The sequence below is a fragment of the Enterobacter sp. PI-10 genome (genome assembly GCF_027947695.1).
Lineage (GTDB): Bacteria > Pseudomonadota > Gammaproteobacteria > Enterobacterales > Enterobacteriaceae > Enterobacter > Enterobacter vonholyi.
This window is the reverse complement of record NZ_JAJNOG010000002.1, coordinates 769,076-784,301: the sequence shown is the minus strand read 5'-3', so window position 1 is coordinate 784,301 and position 15,226 is coordinate 769,076. Positions and strand designations below refer to the sequence as shown.

12 protein-coding genes are annotated in these 15,226 nt (G+C 50.7%); 10 read left to right on the top strand and 2 right to left on the bottom strand.

Annotated features, from left to right (window positions below):
- The first annotated feature begins 91 nt into the window (after positions 1-91).
- The 3 genes from rssA (at position 92) to galU (ending at position 3,208) form a co-directional block, all read left to right on the top strand.
- Positions 92-994, top strand: coding sequence for a patatin-like phospholipase RssA (gene rssA, locus LRM19_RS08185; RefSeq protein ID WP_271368170.1), 903 nt, complete (start codon positions 92-94; stop codon positions 992-994).
- 91 nt (positions 995-1,085) lie between these two features.
- Positions 1,086-2,099: a two-component system response regulator RssB gene (gene rssB, locus LRM19_RS08180; protein WP_127731313.1), complete on the top strand. Its 1,014-nt coding sequence runs from the start codon at positions 1,086-1,088 to the stop codon at positions 2,097-2,099.
- A gap of 200 nt (positions 2,100-2,299) precedes the next feature.
- Positions 2,300-3,208 carry a UTP--glucose-1-phosphate uridylyltransferase GalU gene (galU, locus tag LRM19_RS08175; protein ID WP_008502780.1) on the top strand — a complete coding sequence of 303 codons (909 nt, stop codon included), beginning with the start codon at positions 2,300-2,302 and terminating at the stop codon, positions 3,206-3,208.
- A 202-nt stretch (positions 3,209-3,410) separates the two neighbouring features.
- On the opposite strand, the gene hns is transcribed toward galU, so the two are convergent.
- Positions 3,411-3,824 carry a histone-like nucleoid-structuring protein H-NS gene (gene hns, locus LRM19_RS08170; protein WP_008502781.1) on the bottom strand — a complete coding sequence of 138 codons (414 nt, stop codon included), beginning with the start codon at positions 3,822-3,824 and terminating at the stop codon, positions 3,411-3,413.
- A 549-nt stretch (positions 3,825-4,373) separates the two neighbouring features.
- On the opposite strand from hns, the gene tdk reads away from it, so the two are divergent.
- On the top strand, positions 4,374-4,988 hold the full coding sequence (gene tdk, locus LRM19_RS08165) for a thymidine kinase (protein ID WP_271368168.1): 615 nt from the start codon (positions 4,374-4,376) through the stop codon (positions 4,986-4,988).
- 68 nt (positions 4,989-5,056) lie between these two features.
- Here the strand turns inward: tdk and adhE are convergent, their stop codons facing one another.
- Entirely contained in the window at positions 5,057-7,735 is a 2,679-nt protein-coding gene (gene adhE, locus LRM19_RS08160) for a bifunctional acetaldehyde-CoA/alcohol dehydrogenase (protein ID WP_059446810.1), read from the bottom strand.
- 478 nt (positions 7,736-8,213) lie between these two features.
- On the opposite strand from adhE, the gene LRM19_RS08155 reads away from it, so the two are divergent.
- The 6 genes from LRM19_RS08155 (at position 8,214) to oppF (ending at position 15,215) form a co-directional block, all read left to right on the top strand.
- Positions 8,214-8,861, top strand: coding sequence for a YchE family NAAT transporter (locus LRM19_RS08155; protein WP_008502784.1), 648 nt, complete (start codon positions 8,214-8,216; stop codon positions 8,859-8,861).
- 770 nt (positions 8,862-9,631) lie between these two features.
- Positions 9,632-11,263 (top strand): oligopeptide ABC transporter substrate-binding protein OppA, encoded by a 1,632-nt coding sequence (gene oppA, locus LRM19_RS08150; protein WP_271368167.1) that lies wholly within the window; start codon positions 9,632-9,634, stop codon positions 11,261-11,263.
- 84 nt (positions 11,264-11,347) lie between these two features.
- Complete coding sequence (gene oppB / locus LRM19_RS08145) at positions 11,348-12,268, top strand: oligopeptide ABC transporter permease OppB (protein WP_008502786.1); 921 nt, start codon at positions 11,348-11,350, stop codon at positions 12,266-12,268.
- Positions 12,269-12,280: 12 nt separating this feature from the next.
- Entirely contained in the window at positions 12,281-13,189 is a 909-nt protein-coding gene (gene oppC, locus LRM19_RS08140) for an oligopeptide ABC transporter permease OppC (RefSeq protein ID WP_008502787.1), read from the top strand.
- Between the two features lie 11 nt (positions 13,190-13,200).
- Positions 13,201-14,214: an ABC transporter ATP-binding protein gene (locus tag LRM19_RS08135; protein WP_045404931.1), complete on the top strand. Its 1,014-nt coding sequence runs from the start codon at positions 13,201-13,203 to the stop codon at positions 14,212-14,214.
- On the top strand, positions 14,211-15,215 hold the full coding sequence (gene oppF, locus LRM19_RS08130; protein WP_045404928.1) for a murein tripeptide/oligopeptide ABC transporter ATP-binding protein OppF: 1,005 nt from the start codon (positions 14,211-14,213) through the stop codon (positions 15,213-15,215). Before LRM19_RS08135 ends, oppF begins: the two co-directional genes overlap by 4 nt.
- The last annotated feature ends 11 nt before the right edge of the window (positions 15,216-15,226 follow it).

Below are 15,226 nucleotides of genomic sequence, written 5' to 3'. Positions count from 1 at the left end.
TAAAGGCGTAAAACGCTTCGGGTAGCACTATGTTAACTGAGCTGTTGCGTTGACGCTATGTCAGGAATCCAGGGGAAGTAAAACAGGGCTAATGAGAAAGGTTAAAATTGGACTGGCGCTGGGCTCAGGTGCAGCCCGGGGATGGTCACACATCGGCGTGATTAATGCCTTAAACAAGATGGGCATTGACGTAGATATTGTCGCAGGGTGTTCAATCGGGTCGCTTGTCGGATCCGCTTACGCGTGCGGAAAGCTTACGGAACTCGAGACTTGGGTGCGTTCCTTCAGCTACTGGGACGTGCTGCGTCTGATGGACCTCTCCTGGCAGCGTGGTGGACTGTTGCGCGGCGAACGCGTTTTTAACCAGTTCCGCCAGGTTATGCCTCTTGAAGACTTCACTGATTGTCAGATGCCTTTCGGCGCCGTCGCGACGAACCTCAGTACAGGACGCGAACTTTGGCTAACCGAAGGGGATATCCATCTTGCCGTGCGCGCCTCCTGCAGTATGCCGGGGCTCATGGCGCCTGTCCCACACAACGGTTACTGGCTTGTCGATGGTGGCGTCGTTAACCCGGTTCCCATTTCTCTGACCCGTGCAATGGGGGCGGATATCGTGATTGCCGTCGATCTGCAGCACGATGCCCACCTGATGCAACAGGACCTCATGCCGGTCAATCTGCAGAGCGAAGATGCCGAGGACGAGAAACTGGCCTGGCACGAGCGCCTGCGCGGCAGAATCGGGCGTATGGCCGCGCGACGCTCGGTTACCGCGCCGACGGCGATAGAAATCATGACCACGTCAATACAGGTACTCGAGAATCGCCTTAAACGTAACCGTATGGCAGGCGACCCTCCGGATATCCTTATTCAGCCGTACTGTCCGCAAATCTCTACTCTTGATTTCCATCGGGCTGAGGCCGCCATCGCAGCGGGCTCGTTAGCCGTCGAAAAGAAAATGGACGAATTGTTGCCTTTTGTGCAGACCGCACGTTAAGCACCTTTTTTTGACTACTTCAGCAAAATCTGACAGGCGATAGTGCCGATCGCATGCCACTATTTAGTTACTGTCAGCCAGGGGAGGAACCATGACGCAGCCATTGGCCGGAAAACACATTTTGATTGTTGAAGACGAGCCCGTTTTCCGATCGCTACTGGATTCGTGGTTATCCTCGCTGGGCGCAATGACGTCACTGGCTGAAGATGGCATCGACGCCCTGGAAAAAATGATCGGCATTACGCCCGATTTGATGATTTGCGACATAGCGATGCCGCGCATGAATGGACTGAAGCTGGTTGAACATCTGCGTAACGAAGGTAACCAGACGCCGATTCTGGTGATCTCTGCCACAGAGAATATGGCGGATATTGCCAAAGCATTACGTCTTGGCGTCCAGGATATTCTGCTTAAACCGGTCAAGGATCTGAACCGGCTGCGTGAAACGGTCCTGGCGTGCCTTTATCCCAATATGTTTAATTCCCGGGTAGAGGAAGAGGAACGTCTTTTCCAGGACTGGGATGCCCTGGTGAGTAATCCGCCTGCTGCGGCGAAACTATTGCAAGAGCTCCAGCCGCCTGTACAGCAAACTATTTCACACTGTCGCGTAAATTATCGCCAGCTGGTAGCGGCTGACCAGCCCGGACTGGTGCTGGATATCGCACCTTTATCTGATACCGACCTTGCGTTTTATTCTCTGGATGTCACCCGGGCAGGGGATAACGGTGTATTAGCCGCGTTACTTCTTCGCGCGCTATTTAATGGTTTGTTGCAGGAACAGTTATCGCATCAGGGACAACGGCTACCGGAGTTAGGCAGTTTACTCAAACAAGTAAACCAGCTTTTTCGTCAGGCCAATTTACCTGGACAGTTCCCGCTTCTGGTCGGCTATTACCACAGCGGTTTAAAAAATCTGATCCTCGTCTCAGCAGGTCTCAACGCTTCACTGAATACCGGTGAACATCATATTCAGGTGAGTAACGGCGTGCCGCTTGGGACATTGGGAACGGCTTATCTTAATCAAATTAGCCACCGCTGTTCCTCCTGGCAGTGCCAAATTTGGGGCGCCGGGGGACGGCTACGCTTAATGTTGTCCACGGAATAAGCAATTGGATCTTAATTTTAAGATTGCTTTACCTGTGTTTTACGGGGAGTGCTACTATCGCTGCCCAGATTCATGCGTATTTGTCCTAATTGATCGGCAACGCGTTCTTTTCAGACCCGGACTGCGGGGCGAGGCTGATATACTCAACGCGTTATTTATTGCATAAAAGTTCAAAACTTGAACAGCTCAGGAGAATTTGAATGGCTGCCCTAAATTCGAAAGTCAGAAAGGCCGTTATCCCGGTAGCGGGATTGGGGACCAGGATGTTACCAGCAACTAAGGCGATTCCTAAAGAGATGCTGCCTCTGGTTGATAAGCCATTAATCCAGTATGTCGTTAATGAATGTATCGCAGCCGGCATCACTGAAATTGTGCTGGTTACGCATTCATCTAAAAACTCTATCGAAAACCATTTCGATACAAGCTTTGAACTTGAGGCCATGCTGGAAAAGCGTGTTAAGCGTCAGCTCTTAGAAGAAGTTCAATCTATTTGCCCTCCACACGTCACCATTATGCAGGTTCGTCAGGGCCTGGCTAAAGGTCTGGGCCACGCTGTTATGTGTGCGCATCCTGTTGTAGGTGATGAGCCTGTAGCGGTAATTCTGCCCGACGTAATTCTGGACGAATACGAATCCGATCTTTCTCAGGATAACCTGGCTGAAATGATCAAACGTTTCGACGAAACCGGCAGTAGCCAGATTATGGTTGAGCCTGTTGAAGACGTAACGGCATACGGTGTGGTTGACTGCAAAGGCGTTAACCTTGAGCCGGGCGAAAGTGTGCCAATGGTTGGTGTCGTAGAGAAGCCTAAAGCCGACGTAGCGCCTTCAAACCTTGCCGTTGTAGGTCGCTATGTCCTGAGTGCTGAAATCTGGCCTCTGCTGGCTAAAACGCCTCCAGGCGCGGGTGATGAGATCCAGCTGACGGATGCCATCGATATGCTGATCGAGAAAGAGACCGTTGAGGCCTACCATATGAAAGGTAAGAGCCATGACTGCGGTAATAAGCTCGGTTATATGCAGGCATTTGTTGAATATGGTATCCGCCACAATACCCTTGGTGAAGAATTTAAAACCTGGCTCAAAGAGAGCGTAGGTATTAAGAAATAAGCCACGGTTGTAAATGTTCGAAACCGGTGAGGCATTGCCCACCGGTTTTTTTATGCCCATAACACTCCCAAAAACCTGTCTGAAAGTACAGTCGATGAAATTGCTAAATAATGCTTTATGACAGAGTGTAAGAGGATGTATGCGACAAATTTAGGTTAAAAAAAATCCCGCAATATGCGGGATTTTTCTGAATATGGCTCGATTAATCCTTGATCAGGAAGTCGTCCAGCTGTTTACCCTGCTCATCCATCGCTTTCTTGATTACAGCAGGAGTACGACCCTGGCCAGTCCAGGTTTTAGTTTCGCCGTTCTCGTCAACGTAGCTATATTTAGCAGGACGTGCCGCACGCTTGGCTTTAGTACCGGTTTTAGCGGCAGCCATGCTGTTCAGCAATTCATTTGGATCGATACCATCAGCAATCAGCATTTCACGATATTGCTGCAGTTTACGAGTACGTTCTTCGATTTCAGCCGCAGCAGCGCTTTCTTCTTCACGACGTTCATTAACTACAACTTCTAATTTTTCCAGCATTTCTTCAAGCGTTTCGAGGGTGCATTCTCTTGCCTGCGCACGAAGAGTACGGATGTTGTTCAGAATTTTAAGTGCTTCGCTCATTGTAGTAATCTCAAACTTATAATGGGGGGTGGTTTGTTGACCTAATAATAGAGCCATAAATTCAGTTGTGCAATAGCCAGGAATGTAAGGAATTCAAAAAATACTAAATAAAGGCGCTATTATTAATTACGCTAACTTAAATTTCACCACCCGGCAGTCTCGGTTGTTATCACCGGAAGCTGCTTAACCCGGTCGATTGTGTCTTTTTTTTGTGACATTTCCCGCAGGAATTATAGTTGCGGCGGAGAAATATCAGACTTTTGTATTAGTTCCCCTCCGTGATGTTAAGACTGAAATAGTTAATAAATAGTGAATTTTAATGAACGGGGATTCCACTATAAAAAGCAGTGTTATGTTTTGCTGAACATATAACATATTGGCCGAGGAGGGGGCGTTTACTACATGTTTTAACGGGTTATTTTCATGAAAAGAAGGTTGTAAACTCCGCGCTGAAACGCTTCCCCTGTGTGCTACATCGCTGATGACCAGACAAAATATGGTACAATGACTCATCGGGAATATTACACATTGATTAGGGTTTTACGGCCAATGGCACAACTTTATTTCTACTATTCGGCAATGAATGCCGGGAAATCCACCGCGTTGCTGCAATCCTCGTACAATTACCAGGAGCGCGGGATGCGTACCGTTGTTTATACGGCTGAAATTGACGATCGCTTTGGTGCAGGTAAGGTGAGCTCAAGAATAGGACTCTCGTCGCCTGCGAGGCTTTTTAACCCGAAAACCGATCTGTTTGAAGACATTCATGCAGAACATGCTGCAAAGCCGATTCACTGTGTCCTGGTCGATGAGAGCCAGTTTCTGACGCGTGAACAGGTATATGCCCTGTCAGAAGTGGTCGATGAGCTTGATATCCCCGTTCTTTGTTACGGCCTGCGCACGGATTTTCGCGGTGAACTCTTTGCCGGGAGTCAGTATTTGCTTGCCTGGTCGGATAAACTTGTTGAATTGAAAACAATCTGCTTCTGCGGTCGTAAAGCCAGTATGGTGCTTCGTCTTGACCAGGCCGGTAAACCTTATGCAGATGGTGAGCAGGTGGTGATAGGCGGTAATGAACGCTATGTTTCGGTCTGCCGTAAGCATTATAAAGAAGCGTTGTCTGTAGGCTCGCTGACGGCGATTCAGCACGACAACAGAAAATAATGTCAGTCTTGTTATTCAGACATAAAAAAACCCGCCAATAAGGCGGGTTTTTCATCTGCTGCTGTCAATTAAGCGCTTTTCTTCGCTTTCTTGTCAGCTTTGATGACAGGAACTTCTGTTTTCACAGCGGCAACATCACCTTCTTTGAACTCACGACCATAGTAGGTATCCAGCAGAATCTGTTTCAGCTCGGAGATCAGTGGGTAGCGCGGGTTAGCACCAGTACACTGGTCATCGAAGGCATCTTCAGACAGCTTATCTACATGAGCGAGGAAGTCAGCTTCCTGAACGCCTGCTTCACGGATAGATTTAGGAATACCCAGCTCAGCTTTCAGGCTTTCCAGCCATGCCAGCAGTTTCTCAATCTTCGCAGCAGTACGGTCGCCCGGTGCGCTCAGACCAAGGTGGTCAGCGATTTCAGCATAGCGACGACGTGCTTGTGGACGGTCGTACTGGCTGAAAGCAGTCTGTTTAGTTGGGTTGTCGTTAGCGTTATAACGGATAACGTTGCTGATCAACAGGGCGTTCGCCAGACCGTGAGGAATGTGGAACTGTGAGCCAAGTTTGTGCGCCATTGAGTGGCAAACACCCAGGAAGGCGTTGGCAAACGCGATACCTGCGATGGTTGCTGCACTGTGAACGCGTTCACGTGCTACCGGGTTTTTAGACCCTTCATTGTAGGACGCTGGCAGGTTTTCTTTCAGCAGTTTCAGAGCCTGCAGAGCCTGACCGTCAGAGAACTCAGATGCCAGTACAGAAACGTAGGCTTCCAGGGCGTGAGTTACCGCATCCAGACCACCGAACGCACACAGTGACTTAGGCATTTCCATGACCAGGTTTGCATCAACGATAGCCATGTCTGGGGTCAGCGCGTAGTCAGCCAGCGGGTATTTCTGACCTGTCGCATCGTCTGTTACTACCGCAAATGGTGTAACTTCTGAACCGGTACCGGAAGTAGTGGTTACCGCGATCATTTTGGCTTTTACGCCCATTTTCGGGAACTTGTAGATACGTTTACGGATATCCATAAAGCGCAGCGCCAGTTCTTCGAAGTGGGTTTCAGGGTGCTCGTACATGACCCACATGATTTTCGCGGCATCCATTGGGGAACCACCGCCCAGTGCGATAATCACATCTGGTTTGAAGGAGTTAGCCAGCTCAGCACCTTTACGTACAACGCTCAGGGTAGGGTCAGCTTCAACTTCAAAGAACACTTCAGTTTCAACGCCAGCCGCTTTCAGCACAGAGGTAATCTGGTCAGCGTAGCCGTTGTTGAACAGGAAACGGTCAGTCACGATGAGCGCACGTTTGTGGCCATCAGTAATCACTTCATCCAACGCGATTGGCAGTGAGCCACGGCGGAAGTAGATAGATTTCGGAAGTTTGTGCCACAACATGTTTTCAGCTCGCTTAGCAACGGTTTTCTTGTTGATCAGGTGTTTTGGACCAACGTTTTCAGAGATGGAGTTACCACCCCAGGAACCACAACCCAGAGTCAGGGAAGGTGCGAGTTTGAAGTTGTAAAGGTCACCGATACCACCCTGGGAAGCAGGGGTGTTGATCAGGATACGCGCAGTTTTCATCATCTGACCGAAGTGAGCGACGCGTTCTGGCTGGTTATCCTGGTCGGTGTACAGGCAAGACGTGTGACCGATACCGCCCATGGCAACCAGCTTCTCAGCTTTCTCTACCGCGTCTTCGAAATCTTTCGCACGGTACATGGCAAGTGTAGGAGACAGTTTTTCGTGTGCAAACGGCTCGCTCTCGTCGACAACTTTCACTTCACCGATCAGGATTTTGGTTGTAGCCGGGACGGTAAAGCCTGCAAGTTCAGCGATTTTGTACGCTGGCTGACCCACGATAGCGGCGTTCAGCGCGCCATTTTTCAGGATAATGTCCTGAACTGCTTTCAGCTCTTTGCCCTGCAGCAGGTAGCCGCCGTGGCTGGCGAAACGTTCACGAACGGCGTCGTAAACAGAGTCTACGACAACAACAGACTGTTCAGATGCACAGATAACGCCGTTATCGAAGGTTTTAGACATCAGTACAGACGCAACGGCACGTTTGATGTCAGCGGTTTCGTCGATAACAACAGGTGTGTTACCGGCGCCAACACCGATCGCTGGTTTACCGGAGCTGTATGCGGCTTTAACCATGCCAGGACCACCGGTCGCCAGGATCAGGTTAATGTCCGGGTGATGCATCAGCGCATTGGAGAGCTCAACGGAAGGTTGGTCGATCCAGCCAATCAGATCTTTTGGTGCACCAGCAGCGATCGCCGCCTGAAGGACGATATCCGCAGCTTTGTTAGTCGCATCTTTCGCACGTGGATGTGGAGAGAAGATGATTGCGTTACGGGTCTTCAGGCTAATCAGTGATTTGAAGATAGCAGTAGACGTTGGGTTAGTGGTCGGAACGATACCGCAGATGATGCCGATAGGTTCAGCGATGGTGATGGTACCGAAGGTGTCGTCTTCGGACAGCACGCCACAGGTTTTCTCATCTTTATAGGCGTTGTAGATATACTCGGAAGCGAAGTGGTTTTTAATCACTTTATCTTCCACGATACCCATGCCGGATTCGGCAACGGCCATTTTAGCGAGAGGGATTCGAGCATCTGCAGCAGCCAGTGCGGCCGCGCGGAAGATTTTATCAACCTGTTCTTGGGTGAAATTGGCATATTCACGCTGGGCTTTTTTAACGCGCTCGACGAGGGCGTTCAGTTCAGCGATATTAGTAACAGCCATAATGCTCTCCTGATAATGTTTAAACTCTTTTAGTAAACCAGCGCTCGATACGTCACACAGTATAGACAGAGCCGATACGACTTGCGTAACACAAAGTAAAACAAAGAGTTACTTTCTGCATTAGCACACTAATTTACTAAAAGAGCCTTACCTTAGCATCATCCCTTTTTGTCAGGTGACCTCCCTGGGGGTGTAACCAAGATTACTCACTTCTGAGTACTGAAATCATGATCTGTGTCAATTTTTCCCCAAGCTGATACCTTTCAGCAGGGTTATTTCTTTGAGATTTTTCCAGTGTTAAATAATTAAGTAAGTATTGGAAGCGGCGCTATCATTGATTATACATCTGTTTAACATCCTGAAATGATAACGTTTTGGTACAGATTTCAAGTGAAGTATGCTGATAAAAAGGGTATCTTCAGCGCGATTTCTCACGACAAATTGTCAGTCCCGGGCATGTGTATAAGCGGAGCAAAACGTGATCCAAACGCTCTTTGATTTTCCAACGTATTTTAAATTTTTTATTGGTTTGTTTGCCCTGGTCAACCCGGTGGGGATCATTCCAGTCTTCATTAGTATGACGAGTTACCAGACGGCGGCGGCCAGGAACAAGACAAACCTTACCGCTAACCTGTCGGTCGCTATCATATTGTTGACCTCCCTTTTTCTCGGAGACACGATTCTTCAGCTGTTCGGGATTTCAATTGATTCTTTCCGCATTGCTGGTGGGATCCTGGTCGTGACCATCGCTATGTCCATGATCAGCGGTAAGCTCGGCGAGGATAAACAGAACAAGCAGGAGAAGTCAGAAACCGCCATCCGCGAAAGTATTGGCGTGGTGCCACTGGCCTTACCGCTGATGGCCGGTCCTGGTGCCATCAGTTCAACCATTGTCTGGGGGACGCGATACCATAGCCTGATGCACCTGATCGGTTTTTCCGTCGCAATTGCTATTTTTGCGCTCTGCTGTTGGGGAGTGTTCCGCATGGCGCCCTGGCTTGTACGCCTGTTGGGGCAGACGGGAATTAACGTCATAACGCGTATCATGGGCCTGCTGTTGATGGCGTTAGGGATTGAATTTATCGTGACGGGAATTAAAAGCATTTTCCCCGGTTTGCTGCACTGATATTTCGTATGAAAGAACGGAGCAACGGCTCCGTTTTTTTACGTCATTATCAGTAAATCCTATAACTAAAGTTGAAATGCTCACATATCATAATAAATTCTACTAATAATGTTCATTACTTGTATTTCAATAAGTTATTAATCCCCCTAAAACCCACCTGCACAGAAAATCTTCGATCGCTCTGTTATTTTACTCACATGATACTCTGGGGCTTGCTGAGAGATAACCGAAATGATATTAGTAATTTCAACATTCCCCTAGATGAATGTGCTAAATAATAACCAGTTGTTAAATTTTTGTACAAAATCACTCGATGATAGCGCAGCGACGCGCTTGTAGAGAAAATTTTCTCTATCCTATTGAATATCATGTTTTTTTAGTGATGTTCGATGTCCGGCAAGGCTGCCCTCAACGATACGGTACTCACCGTAAAAGAGAATTGCTTAACAAATTTGCAAAATGTATTGGCGCACGTTAACGCCATTTGATACTTTCCGGCCTAATATTTTGCAGCATAAAACAAGCAGATGAGAATTATTTTCATATGGTTCTCATCTCAGATATCCAGCCCAGGCCTCAAACAGGGGAGGCCTGTAAAGAATCGACGCAAGACGGCCATACGAGCGGTCAGTAATAAAAAAGTCGGTGATAGCAAGCAGTAAAAGAAGAACCTGACAGCAGCAAAAAAAACTCCTGCGCTGTACAGGCCCCAATAGGGGATTACACAGCTGGCGAAGGCCAGTCATTATAATGAGTGGAGTACCAACACAATGTCCATCATCACAAAAAAAAATCTGGTAGCGGCGGGGATTTTAACTGCGCTAATCGCGGGCAACGCTGCAATGGCTGCGGACGTTCCTGCAGGTGTTCAACTGGCTGAGAAACAGACGCTGGTGCGTAACAACGGTGCGGAAGTTCAGTCTCTTGACCCGCACAAAATTGAAGGTGTTCCTGAGTCTAACGTTAACCGCGACCTGTTCGAAGGCCTGCTGGTGACAGACGTAGACGGCCACCCGGCACCGGGTGTAGCAGAAAAATGGGAAAACAAAGATTTCAAAGTCTGGACCTTCCATCTGCGTAAGGATGCGAAATGGTCCGACGGTACGCCAGTCACGGCTGAAGATTTCGTTTATAGCTGGCAGCGTCTGGCGAATCCTACTACCGCCTCTCCGTATGCGAGCTACCTGCAATATGGCCACATCGCCAATATTGATGACATCATCGCGGGCAAAAAACCAATCACCGATCTGGGCGTTAAAGCGATCGATGCCAATACCTTCGAAGTGACGTTGAGCGAACCTGTTCCGTACTTCTATAAGCTGCTGGTTCACCCGTCCGTCTCCCCGGTGCCAAAATCTGCCGTGGAAAAATTTGGTGAGAAATGGACCCAGCCTGCCAATATCGTGACCAACGGTGCCTATAAGCTGAAAGACTGGGTGGTCAACGAGCGTATGGTGCTTGAGCGTAATCCGCAATACTGGGACAACGCTAAAACCGTTATTAATCAGGTGACCTACCTGCCAATTTCGTCCGAAGTGACTGACGTTAACCGCTACCGCAGCGGTGAAATCGACATGACCTATAACAACATGCCGATTGAGCTGTTCCAGAAACTGAAGAAAGAGATCCCTAAAGAAGTTCACGTCGATCCGTACCTGTGCACCTATTACTATGAAATCAACAACCAGAAAGCACCGTTTACCGACGTACGTGTTCGTACCGCGCTGAAGCTGGCACTGGATCGCGATATCATCGTCAACAAAGTGAAAAACCAGGGCGATCTGCCTGCGTACAGCTATACCCCTCCATACACCGATGGCGCAAAACTGACCGAGCCAGACTGGTTCAAACAGACTCAGGAACAGCGTAACGCAGAAGCGAAGAAACTGCTGGCCGAAGCGGGCTACACCGCAGATAAGCCGCTGACCTTCAGCCTGTTGTACAACACCTCCGATCTGCACAAAAAACTGGCTATCGCCGTCGCCTCGATCTGGAAAAAGAACCTGGGCGCGAACGTGAAGCTGGAGAACCAGGAGTGGAAGACCTTCCTCGACAGCCGTCATCAGGGTACCTTTGACGTGGCGCGTGCTGGCTGGTGTGCGGACTATAACGAACCGACCTCCTTCCTGAACACCATGCTGAGTGACAGCTCAAACAATACCGCGCACTATAAGAGCCCGGCATTCGACAAGCTGATTGGCGACACGCTGAAAACCACTGACGAAGCACAGCGTACTGAACTGTACTCTAAAGCCGAGCAGCAGCTGGATAAAGATTCCGCGATCGTTCCGGTTTACTACTACGTTAACGCCCGTCTGGTGAAACCGTGGGTAGGTGGGTATACCGGTAAAGACCCGATGGATAATATCTACGTTAAAAACTTGTATATTATCAAGCATTAATGGCAATGAGTGGGGCGAGTTCGCTCGCCCCACGGTGTCTAACCAACGTCACACTATATAGGCACACGCCAGAAGGTACGGGCAATGTTGAAATTTATCCTACGTCGCTGTCTTGAAGCGATTCCAACGCTATTTATTCTTATCACGATTTCCTTCTTCATGATGCGCCTCGCGCCGGGAAGTCCATTTACCGGTGAGCGTACGCTGCCGCCAGAAGTCATGGCGAATATCGAAGCGAAATACCACTTAAACGATCCTATCTCTACCCAGTACTTCAATTACCTGAAGCAGCTGGCCCACGGTGATTTTGGACCGTCATTTAAATATAAAGACTATTCCGTTAACGACCTGGTGGCCTCCAGCTTCCCGGTTTCGGCGAAATTGGGTGCTGCGGCATTCATTCTGGCGATCGTTTTCGGGGTCACCGCAGGCGTTATCGCCGCGCTCAGACAAAATACCAAATGGGATTATGCCGTAATGGGGGTGGCAATGACCGGGGTAGTCATACCCAGCTTCGTTGTTGCGCCATTACTGGTGATGATATTTGCCATTACGCTGAAGTGGCTGCCTGGCGGCGGCTGGAACGGCGGGGCATTGAAGTTCATGATTTTGCCGATGGTGGCATTATCTCTGGCGTACATCGCCAGTATCGCGCGTATCACCCGTGGTTCAATGATCGAAGTGCTGCACTCGAACTTCATTCGTACCGCGCGTGCTAAAGGGCTGCCGATGCGTCGGATTATCTTCCGCCACGCGCTTAAGCCGGCACTGTTGCCCGTGCTCTCCTACATGGGACCGGCATTCGTCGGGATCATTACCGGCTCGATGGTTATCGAAACAATTTACGGCCTGCCGGGCATCGGCCAGCTGTTTGTTAACGGCGCGCTTAACCGCGACTATTCGCTGGTACTGAGCCTGACTATTCTCGTCGGTGCGCTGACCATTCTCTTTAACGCTATCGTTGATGTGCTGTATGCCGTCATCGACCCGAAAATCCGTTACTAACTGGAGCACGCCATGATGTTGAGTAAGAAAAACAGCGAGGCGCTGGAAAACTTCAGTGAAAAACTGGAAGTGGAAGGTCGTAGCCTCTGGCAGGACGCGCGCCGTCGCTTTATGCACAACCGCGCGGCGGTTGCGAGTCTGGTGGTTCTGGTGATCATCGCGCTGTTTGTGACCCTGGCGCCGATGCTGTCGCAATTTACCTATTTCGACACCGACTGGGGCATGATGTCCAGCGCGCCGGATATGGAATCAGGCCACTATTTTGGCACGGATTCATCCGGACGCGATCTGCTGGTGCGTGTCGCTATCGGTGGTCGTATCTCTCTTATGGTCGGTATTGCTGCCGCTCTGGTGGCGGTGATCGTGGGGACGCTCTATGGCTCTCTGTCCGGCTACCTTGGCGGCAAAGTGGACTCGGTGATGATGCGTCTGCTTGAAATCCTGAACTCCTTCCCGTTTATGTTCTTCGTCATCCTGCTGGTGACCTTCTTTGGTCAGAATATCCTGTTGATCTTCGTGGCCATCGGGATGGTTTCCTGGCTGGATATGGCGCGTATCGTCCGCGGCCAGACGCTGAGCCTCAAACGCAAAGAGTTTATCGAAGCGGCGCAGGTAGGCGGTGTCTCTACCGGGAATATCGTGGTTCGCCATATCGTTCCTAACGTGCTGGGCGTGGTGGTGGTCTATGCCTCGCTGCTGGTGCCAAGCATGATCCTGTTTGAATCTTTCCTGAGCTTCCTGGGTCTCGGTACACAAGAGCCGCTGAGCAGCTGGGGCGCGCTGCTGAGCGATGGCGCAAACTCAATGGAAGTGTCTCCGTGGCTGCTGCTTTATCCGGCGGGTTTCCTGGTCGTTACCCTGTTTTGTTTTAACTTTATCGGCGATGGCCTGCGTGATGCCCTCGACCCGAAAGACCGTTAAGGAGCGCCGTCATGACAATTATTGAAACGGCAACCGCGCCACAGGCGCAGCAGCGGAGCGACCTTCTGCTGGACGTAAAAGATCTTCGCGTCACCTTTAAGACTCCGGACGGGGATGTCACCGCCGTGAACGATCTCAACTTCAACCTGCGCGCGGGTGAAACGCTCGGCATCGTCGGTGAATCCGGTTCCGGGAAATCTCAGACCGCCTTTGCGTTAATGGGCCTGCTGGCTGCTAACGGCGTGATTGGGGGTTCCGCGAAATTCAACGGGCGTGAAATCCTTAACCTGCCGGAGCACGAGCTGAACAAGCTGCGCGCCGAACAGATCTCGATGATTTTCCAGGATCCGATGACTTCGCTGAACCCGTACATGCGCGTTGGTGAGCAGCTGATGGAAGTCCTGATGCTGCACAAAGGTCTGGGCAAAGCCGAAGCCTTTGAAGAGTCGGTCAAAATGCTCGATGCGGTGAAAATGCCGGAGGCACGCAAGCGCATGCGCATGTTCCCGCACGAGTTCTCTGGCGGTATGCGTCAGCGCGTGATGATTGCGATGGCGCTGCTGTGTCGGCCAAAACTGTTGATTGCCGACGAACCTACTACCGCGCTGGACGTTACCGTTCAGGCGCAAATCATGACCCTGTTGAACGAGTTGAAGCGTGAGTTCAACACGGCGATTATCATGATTACCCACGACCTGGGCGTGGTGGCGGGCATCTGTGACAAAGTGCTGGTGATGTACGCCGGGCGAACGATGGAATATGGCAAAGCGCGCGATGTCTTCTATCAGCCTGCTCACCCGTACTCCATTGGCCTGCTGAACGCGGTGCCGCGTCTTGATGCGGAAGGGGAATCCCTGCTCACCATTCCTGGCAACCCGCCAAACCTGCTGCGCCTGCCGAAAGGCTGTCCGTTCCAGCCGCGCTGCCCGCACGCGATGGAAATCTGCAACAGCGCTCCGCCGCTGGAAGAGTTTGCACCAGGCCGTCTGCGCGCCTGCTTTAAGCCGCAGGAGGAGCTGGTATGAACGCATTAGATGAAAAACGCAACGTGCTGCTCGAAATTGCTGACCTTAAGGTGCATTTCGACATTAAAGACGGAAAACAGTGGTTCTGGCAGCCGTCGAAGACCCTGAAAGCGGTGGATGGCGTTACGCTGCGCCTGTACGAAGGGGAAACCCTGGGCGTGGTCGGAGAGTCCGGCTGCGGTAAATCGACCTTTGCGCGCGCCATTATCGGTCTGGTAAAAGCGACCGACGGCAAAGTGGCCTGGCTGGGTAAAGATCTGCTGGGCATGAAACCCGACGAGTGGCGCGAGGTGCGCAGCGATATCCAGATGATTTTCCAGGATCCGCTGGCATCCCTTAACCCGCGTATGACCATCGGTGAGATTATTGCCGAGCCGCTGCGGACCTATCATCCGAAGATGTCTCGTCAGGAAGTGCGCGATCGCGTTAAGGCGATGATGATGAAAGTCGGCCTGTTGCCTAACCTCATCAACCGCTACCCGCACGAATTCTCCGGCGGCCAGTGCCAGCGTATTGGTATCGCCCGTGCGCTGATCCTCGAACCGAAGCTGATTATCTGCGACGAGCCGGTTTCTGCGCTGGACGTGTCCATTCAGGCACAGGTGGTTAACCTGCTGCAGAAGCTGCAGCGTGAAATGGGGCTGTCGCTGATCTTCATCGCGCATGACCTGGCCGTAGTGAAACACATTTCAGACCGCGTGCTGGTGATGTATCTGGGTCACGCCGTGGAGCTGGGTACCTATGACGAGGTGTACCACAATCCGCTGCACCCTTACACCAAAGCGCTGATGTCGGCGGTACCGATCCCCGATCCGGATCTGGAAAAGAATAAGACCATCCAGCTGCTGGAAGGTGAATTGCCCTCACCGATTAACCCGCCGTCGGGCTGCGTCTTCCGCACGCGCTGCCCAATGGCCGGTCCGGAATGTGCGAAAACGCGTCCAGTTCTGGAAGGCAGTTTCCGACATGCGGTTTCCTGCCTGAAAGTAGACCCGTTATAATCGCAAGGGCT